This is a genomic window from Streptomyces sp. NPDC058678 (assembly GCF_042714835.1).
Lineage (GTDB): Bacteria > Actinomycetota > Actinomycetes > Streptomycetales > Streptomycetaceae > Streptomyces.
The window spans coordinates 151,690-158,327 of the sequence record NZ_JBHXSG010000015.1; the positions used below are offsets into that span (position 1 = coordinate 151,690).

5 protein-coding genes are annotated in these 6,638 nt (G+C 72.4%); all 5 read left to right on the forward strand.

The window, feature by feature from the left end:
- Positions 1-4 precede the first annotated feature (4 nt).
- The 5 genes from ACFWWR_RS16745 (at position 5) to ACFWWR_RS16765 (ending at position 6,530) form a co-directional block, all read left to right on the forward strand.
- The gene (locus ACFWWR_RS16745; protein ID WP_384303886.1) at positions 5-2,572 is read left to right on the forward strand and encodes an ABC transporter permease; all 2,568 of its coding nucleotides are present in this window, start codon (positions 5-7) and stop codon (positions 2,570-2,572) included.
- A 46-nt stretch (positions 2,573-2,618) separates the two neighbouring features.
- On the forward strand, positions 2,619-3,542 hold the full coding sequence (locus ACFWWR_RS16750; protein WP_384303889.1) for an LLM class F420-dependent oxidoreductase: 924 nt from the start codon (positions 2,619-2,621) through the stop codon (positions 3,540-3,542).
- Positions 3,543-3,598: 56 nt separating this feature from the next.
- Positions 3,599-4,024 (forward strand): GNAT family N-acetyltransferase, encoded by a 426-nt coding sequence (locus tag ACFWWR_RS16755; RefSeq protein WP_383867095.1) that lies wholly within the window; start codon positions 3,599-3,601, stop codon positions 4,022-4,024.
- A 161-nt stretch (positions 4,025-4,185) separates the two neighbouring features.
- Positions 4,186-5,520, forward strand: a complete 1,335-nt coding sequence (locus tag ACFWWR_RS16760) for a hemolysin family protein (RefSeq protein WP_383867097.1) — start codon at positions 4,186-4,188, stop codon at positions 5,518-5,520.
- Positions 5,517-6,530 carry a hemolysin family protein gene (locus ACFWWR_RS16765; protein ID WP_383867099.1) on the forward strand — a complete coding sequence of 338 codons (1,014 nt, stop codon included), beginning with the start codon at positions 5,517-5,519 and terminating at the stop codon, positions 6,528-6,530. Before ACFWWR_RS16760 ends, ACFWWR_RS16765 begins: the two co-directional genes overlap by 4 nt.
- Positions 6,531-6,638 lie beyond the last annotated feature (108 nt).

Here is a 6,638-nt window from a genome sequence, read left to right on the forward strand (position 1 = left end):
TCCCGTGCTGAAGGCGACGCTCCGCAGCTTCCTCGCCCACAAGGGGCGGCTGCTCCTCTCCGCTCTGGCGGTCGTCCTGTCCGTGGCGTTCGTCGCGGGCAGCCTGATCTTCTCCGACACGCTCAGCCGGACCTTCGACCGGCTGTTCGCCTCGACCGCGCCCGACGTCACCGTCAGTCCGAAGGAGAACCTCGACGAGGCGGTGCCGTCCGGCAGGACGGCCACCCTGCCCGCCGAGCTCGCGGCCCGGGTGGCCCGAATCGACGGGGTCGCCGCCGCGCGTTCGGACGCCGAGGCCGAGAACATCACCGTCGTCGACGACGAGAACGAGACCGTCGGCCCGACCACCGGGGCCCCCACCATCGGCACCGACTGGAACCCGGACGAGCGCAGCCCGGTGGAACTCACCTCCGGCCACGCCCCGCGCGGACCGGCCGAGGCGATGCTCGACTCGGAGACCGCCGACCGCAAGGACGTGCGGATCGGCGACACGCTCACCGTGATCGCGGGCCCGGGCTCCTTCAAGGTCGAGGTCGTCGGCATCGCCACCTTCACCACCACCAACCCCGGAGCCGCGCTGCTCTTCCTCGACCCCGAGACCGCGCGGGAGAAGCTGCTGGGCGACGCGAAGGCCGCCACCAGCATCTCGGTCGACGCCGCCGACGGCGTCAGCGACGACCAGCTGAAGCAGCGCGTGGCCGCCGCGCTCGGCACCGGCACCTACGACTACCGGACCGCCGACGAGCAGGCCGAGTCGGACGTCGAACAGCTCGGCGGATTCCTCGACATCATCAAGTACGTCATGCTCGGCTTCGCCGGCATCGCCGTGCTGGTCGGCGTCTTCCTCATCGTCAACACCTTCTCGATGCTGATCGCCCAGCGCACCCGCGAGCTGGGCCTGCTGCGCGCGCTGGGCGCCGACCGGCGCCAGGTCCGCCGCTCCGTCCTCACCGAGGCCATGCTGCTCGGCCTGGTCGGCTCCACGCTGGGCCTGGCCACCGGCATCGGGCTCGCGGCCGGGCTGATCGAGCTGATGAACGCGCTCGGCATGAACATCAAAGCCAGCGAGATGCAGATCGGCTGGAGCACGCCGGTCGCGGCGTACGTCGTCGGCGTCGGCGTCACCTTCGTCGCGGCCTACCTCCCGGCCCGGCGCGCGGCGGGGGTCTCACCGATGGCGGCCCTCGCGGACGCCGAGATCGCCGGCATCGGTCGGCCGCTCCGGACGCGGGCGATCGTGGGCGGTGTCGTCGGGGCGCTCGGCGCGGCCGCGCTCGTCGGCTGCGTCACCGCGTCCGAGACCGGTTCGGCGGCCTCCCTGCTGGGCGTCGGCATCATCCTCACCCTCCTCGCCACCGTGATCGCGGGCCCGCTGCTGGTACGGCCGGTGATCCGGGTGCTCGGCGGCGCCTTCCCGGCGCTGTTCGGGCCCGTCGGCCGGATGAGCCAGCGCAACGCCCTGCGCAACCCCCGCCGCACCGGTGCCACCGCGGCCGCGCTCATGGTGGGCCTGGCCCTGGTCGGTGGGATGTCGGTGGCGAGCGCCTCCATGAGCGAGTCCTTCGACCAGCAGATCGACGAGACGCTGGGCGCCGACTTCGTCGTGCAGAACGGCAACTTCCTGCCCTTCCCCCGGGAGGTCACGGACGCGGTGCGGGACACGGAGGGCGTGGGGCTCGTCGTACGGTCGCGGTTCACACCGATCGCCGTACGGCTGCCGGACGGCGACCGGGTCGAGACGACCGCGGCGGCCTACGACCCGCAGCTCGACGAGGTCGCCAACATCACCTACGCGCAGGGCGACACCGCGGCGGCGCTCGCGGACGGCCGGTTCGCCATGGACCAGGACTTCGCGCGCGACCACGGCGTGCGGATCGGCAGCGCGATCCCCGTCGAGTTCCAGGGCGGACGCACCACGGAACTGACCGTGGGCGCCCTCACCGACCAGGACGCCGCCGAGGGGTTCGGCACGCAGGGCGGTCTGTACTTCGGCCTGGCCACGCTGGAGAAGTTCGCACCGGGCGCGCAGGACTCCACGCTGTACGTGAACGCGGCCTCCGGGACGAGCGCCGACGACCTGCGTGCGGGCCTCGAGCGGACACTCGACCCGTACCCGCAGGTGCAGGTGCGCGACCTGGCCGACTACAAGGAACTCGTCCACGACCAGATCGCCGTGCTGCTCTACCTCGTGTACGCGCTGCTGGGGCTCGCGATCGTCATCGCAGTCCTCGGCGTGGTCAACACCCTTGCCCTGTCGGTCGTTGAACGGACCCGGGAGATCGGGCTGCTGCGGGCCATCGGGCTCGCCCGGCGACAGCTGCGCCGGATGATCCGGCTGGAGTCGGTGGTGATCGCGGTGTTCGGCGCGGTGCTGGGGCTCGCCCTGGGGCTGGTGTGGGGCGTGTGCACCCAGCAGGTCCTGGCGTTGCAGGGCATGAACGCGCTCGCGATCCCCTGGGGCACGATCGTCGCGGTCGTGGTCGGCTCGGCGGTGGTGGGGGTCGTGGCGGCGCTGCTGCCCGCGCTTCGTGCCTCCCGCATGAACGTGCTGGCGGCCATCGCGCACGAGTGAGGGAATCACGGCGGGTACTCAAGTCGCTTGCCCCTGAGGAGAGTTCATGTCCCGTCCGTTCCGCTTCGGTGCCAGCATGATCGTCCCCGCGCCCGCCGAGGAGTGGCGTGCCAAGTGCCGCCGGGCCGAGGAGCTCGGCTACGACGTGATCCTGGTCCCCGACCATCTCGGCATGGTCGCGCCCTTCCCGGCCCTGGTCGCGGCGGCGGAGGCGACCGAGCGGCCACGGCTGGGCACGTTCGTGCTCAACGCCGGTTTCTGGAACCCCGCGTTGCTGGCGCGCGAGGTCGCCACGACCGACGCGCTGACCGGTGGGCGGCTGGAGCTCGGCCTCGGCACGGGATACGTACAGGCCGAGCACGACACGGCCGGGCTGCCGTACGGCTCGCCGGGCGAGCGGGTCGACCATCTGCAGCGCACGATCAAGGAGTTGGAGCGCCTGCTCGGCTCCCCGGAGCTCCCCCACGCTCGACTTCGCTCGAGCGGGGGGACCCCCGTGCCACAGCCGGCGCAGGACCGCGTGCCGCTCATGGTCGGCGGCAACGGCGACCGCATGCTGCGGCTCGCCGCCGAGCACGCCGACATCGCGGCCTTCACCGGAGCGCGCCCGGTGCCAGGGAACCAGGCGGGCAAACTGCTGCCGATCACGCCCGAGGAACTCGACGAGCGCGTGGCCCGGTACCAGGACCTGACGAAAGGGCGGGCGGAGCCGGCCGAGCGGAACCTTCTCGTCCAGCTGGTGGCGATCACCGGCGACCCGGAGGCCGCCGTCCGGCCCCTCGTGGAGCGGGTACCGGACCTGACCGCGGCGCGGGCGCTGGAACTACCCCTCGTGCTCGCCGGCACCCTGGAGGAGATCACCGCGAAGGTGCTGGCGCAACGCGAGCGGTACGGGTTCTCGTATCTGACCGTGCTGGAGCCCTGCATGGAGGCGTTCGCGCCGGTGATCGCCTCCATGCAGGGCCGGTAATCGTCCGGATCCTGGAATTCCGCGTCCCGGTCCGGCGGGCGTGATGGGATTGCCGTATGACCGATCTGCGGATACGGGCCGCGACGCCCGACGACCTCGACACCGTGCTGGCCTTCTGGAAGGTGGCCGCCGAGGGGACGAGCATCAGCGACGACCGGGGCGGCGTGGAGCGGCTGGTCGCCCGCGACCCCGAGGCACTGATCCTGGCCGAGCTCGACGGGGAGCTGGTCGGCACGGTGATCGCGGGCTTCGACGGCTGGCGCTGCCATCTGTACCGGCTCGCGGTACACCCGGACCGCCGCCGCCGGGGCATCGGCGGCGCCCTGCTCACGGCCGCCGAGGACCGGTTCGTAGGGCTCGGCGGGCGCCGCGGGGACGCGATGGTGCTGACCCGCAACGAGACCGCGCACCACGCGTGGCGGGCCGCCGGGTACGCGCCCGAGGAGCAGTGGCGGCGCTGGGTGAAGCCCCTCACGGACTAGGACCGGACACCTCGATCGCACTCTTTTGCCCATCCTTTACCCTTGGTGGGCCACTCGGTCCTCCATGAAAGGTGTGAGCGTCCGCCCATGGGCGAGCCTCCCAGTACGCGACATCGCGCGATCCTCCCTGCCCTGTCCGACCATGGGACGGAGGTGACCCGATGACAGAAGTGCTCCTGCTGCTGGTGGCGATCCTGCTCTCGCTGGCCTGTGGCGCCTTCGTCGCCGCCGAGTTCTCGCTGACCACCGTCGAGCGCGGCGAACTGGAGCGCGCCGCCGAGCGCGGCGAGCGAGGCGCGGCCGGGGCCCTGAAGGCCGTCCGGAGCCTGACCTTCCAGCTCTCCGGCGCACAGCTCGGCATCACGGTCACCAACCTGGTGGTCGGCATGCTCTCCGAGCCGTCGATCGCCGCGCTGATCGCGGGCCCGCTGGAATCCATGGGCATCTCGCGCTCCACGGCGAGCTCGCTCGCCCTGGTGCTCGGCACCGCCCTGTCGACGGTCTTCCTGATGGTCGTCGGGGAGCTGGTCCCGAAGAACTGGGCGATCTCCTCGCCGCTGGCCGTGGCCAAGCGGGTGGGCAACGCGCAGCGCTGGTTCAGCGCGGCCTTCCGCCCCTTCATCACCCACCTCAACAACACCGCCAACCGCGCGGTGCGCCTCTTCGGCCTGGAGCCCGCCGAGGAACTGGCCTCCGCGCGCGGTCCGCAGGAGCTGGCGGCGCTGGCCCGGTACTCCGCCCGCGAGGGCGCCCTGGAGCCGGACACCGCCGAGCTGTTCGTACGGACGCTGAACCTCGCCGACCTGACAGCGGAGAACGTGATGACACCGCGCGTACAGGTCATCGCCCTGGACGCGCAGGCCACCTGCGAGGACGTGGCGAACGCGACCAGGGCGACGGGACTGTCCCGGTTCCCCGTCTACCGCGGCAGTCTCGACTCGGTCGTGGGCACCGCGCACATCAAGGACGTCCTGGCGATTCCCGCCGACCGCCGCCCCCGCGTCCCCGTCTCCGAGCTCATGCGCGAGCCGCTCCTGGTCCCGGAGTCCCTCACCGTCGACCGGCTCCTGGACCGGCTCGCCGGCAAGCGCACGATGGCCGTGGTCATCGACGAGTACGGCGGTACGGCGGGCGTGGCCACGCTGGAGGACATCGTCGAGGAGGTCGTCGGCGAGGTACGGGACGAGCACGACCCGCACGAGACGCCCGACCTGGCCCCGGCCGGCACCGACGACGACGGCCGCACCCTGTACTCCGCGGACGGCTCCGCCCGCACCGACCAGCTCGCCCGCGTCGGCCTGCGGGCCCCCGAGGGACCGTACGAGACCCTGGCCGGACTCGTCGCGACGGACCTCGGCCGCATCCCCGCCGTCGGTGACCGCATCGAGGTCGCGGGCTGGCTGCTGGACGTGGTGGACGCGTCCGGCCGCCGGGCCGCCCGCCTGCTGCTGCACGCGCCGCTCAATGACGAGATGACGGAGGTGGAAGGCGCGTGACCGCCGTCCAGTTGCTGATCGGTCTGGCGACCCTTGTCGTCAACGCCTTCTTCGTGGGCGCCGAGTTCGCCCTGATCTCCGTGCGCCGCAGCCAGATCGAGCCCCACGCCGACCAGGGCGACCGGCGCGCGAAGAGCGTGCTGTGGGGGCTGCGCCACGTGTCCGCGCTGATGGCCGCCGCACAACTCGGCATCACGCTGTGCACGCTGGTGCTGGGTGTGGTCGCCGAACCGGCCATCGCGCATCTGCTGGAGCCGGCGTTCCACGCGATGGGCGTGCCCACGAGCGCCGGACACGCGGTCTCCTTCGTGATCGCGCTGACCCTGGCGACCTATCTGCACATGCTCCTCGGCGAGATGGTGCCGAAGAACATCGCGCTCGCCGAGCCGGTGCGCAGCGCGCTGCTGCTCGGCCCGCCGCTGGTCGCCCTGTCCCGGGCGCTGCGCCCGGTGATCTTCACGGTCAACGCCTTCGCCAACGCCCTGCTGAAGCTGCTCAAGGTCGAGGTCAAGGACGAGGTCACGGCCACCTTCTCGGACGCCGAGCTGGCGCGGATCGTCCGGGACTCCGGCGAGGCGGGTCTGATCGACGACCGTGCCCGGGAGCGGCTGCACGACGCGCTGGAGCTGGGGCGCCGGCCCGTGCGGGACGTCGTGCTCCCGCTGGACCGCGTCGCGTACGTGTACCTGGGCGTCACGCCCGAGCGGCTGGAGATGCTGTCGGCCGAGACCGGCTACTCCCGCTTCCCCGTGGTGGACGAGGGGCGCCGGATCACCGGCTACCTGCACGTGAAGGACGCGCTGGACAAGATTCCGCGCGACCTGCCCTTCCAGCAGAGGGACATGCGGCCCATCGCCCGGATCCGGGAGAGCACGCCGCTGGACGACGTCCTCACGGCGATGCGGGGCAGTCGTACGCACCTGGCGGCGGTGCTGGGCGCGGACGGGCGGCTGACCGGTCTGGTGACCATGGAGGACGTGCTGCGGGAACTGTTCGGGCAGCGGGCGTGAGCCGGTGGCGCGGCGGCGGGCGTGAGCCGGTGGCACGGCGGCGGGCGTGAGCCGGTGCCGCGGCAGCGGGCCTGAGCCGGTGCCGCGGCAGCGGGCCTGAGCCGGTGC

Bases quoted from the DNA above. Each gene is read 5' to 3' on its own strand.
- ACFWWR_RS16750 (WP_384303889.1), top strand. From the start codon at position 2,619: ATGTCCCGTCCGTTCCGCTTCGGTGCCAGCATGATCGTCCCCGCGCCC.
- ACFWWR_RS16755 (WP_383867095.1), top strand. From the start codon at position 3,599: ATGACCGATCTGCGGATACGGGCCGCGACGCCCGACGACCTCGACACC.
- ACFWWR_RS16760 (WP_383867097.1), top strand. From the start codon at position 4,186: ATGACAGAAGTGCTCCTGCTGCTGGTGGCGATCCTGCTCTCGCTGGCC.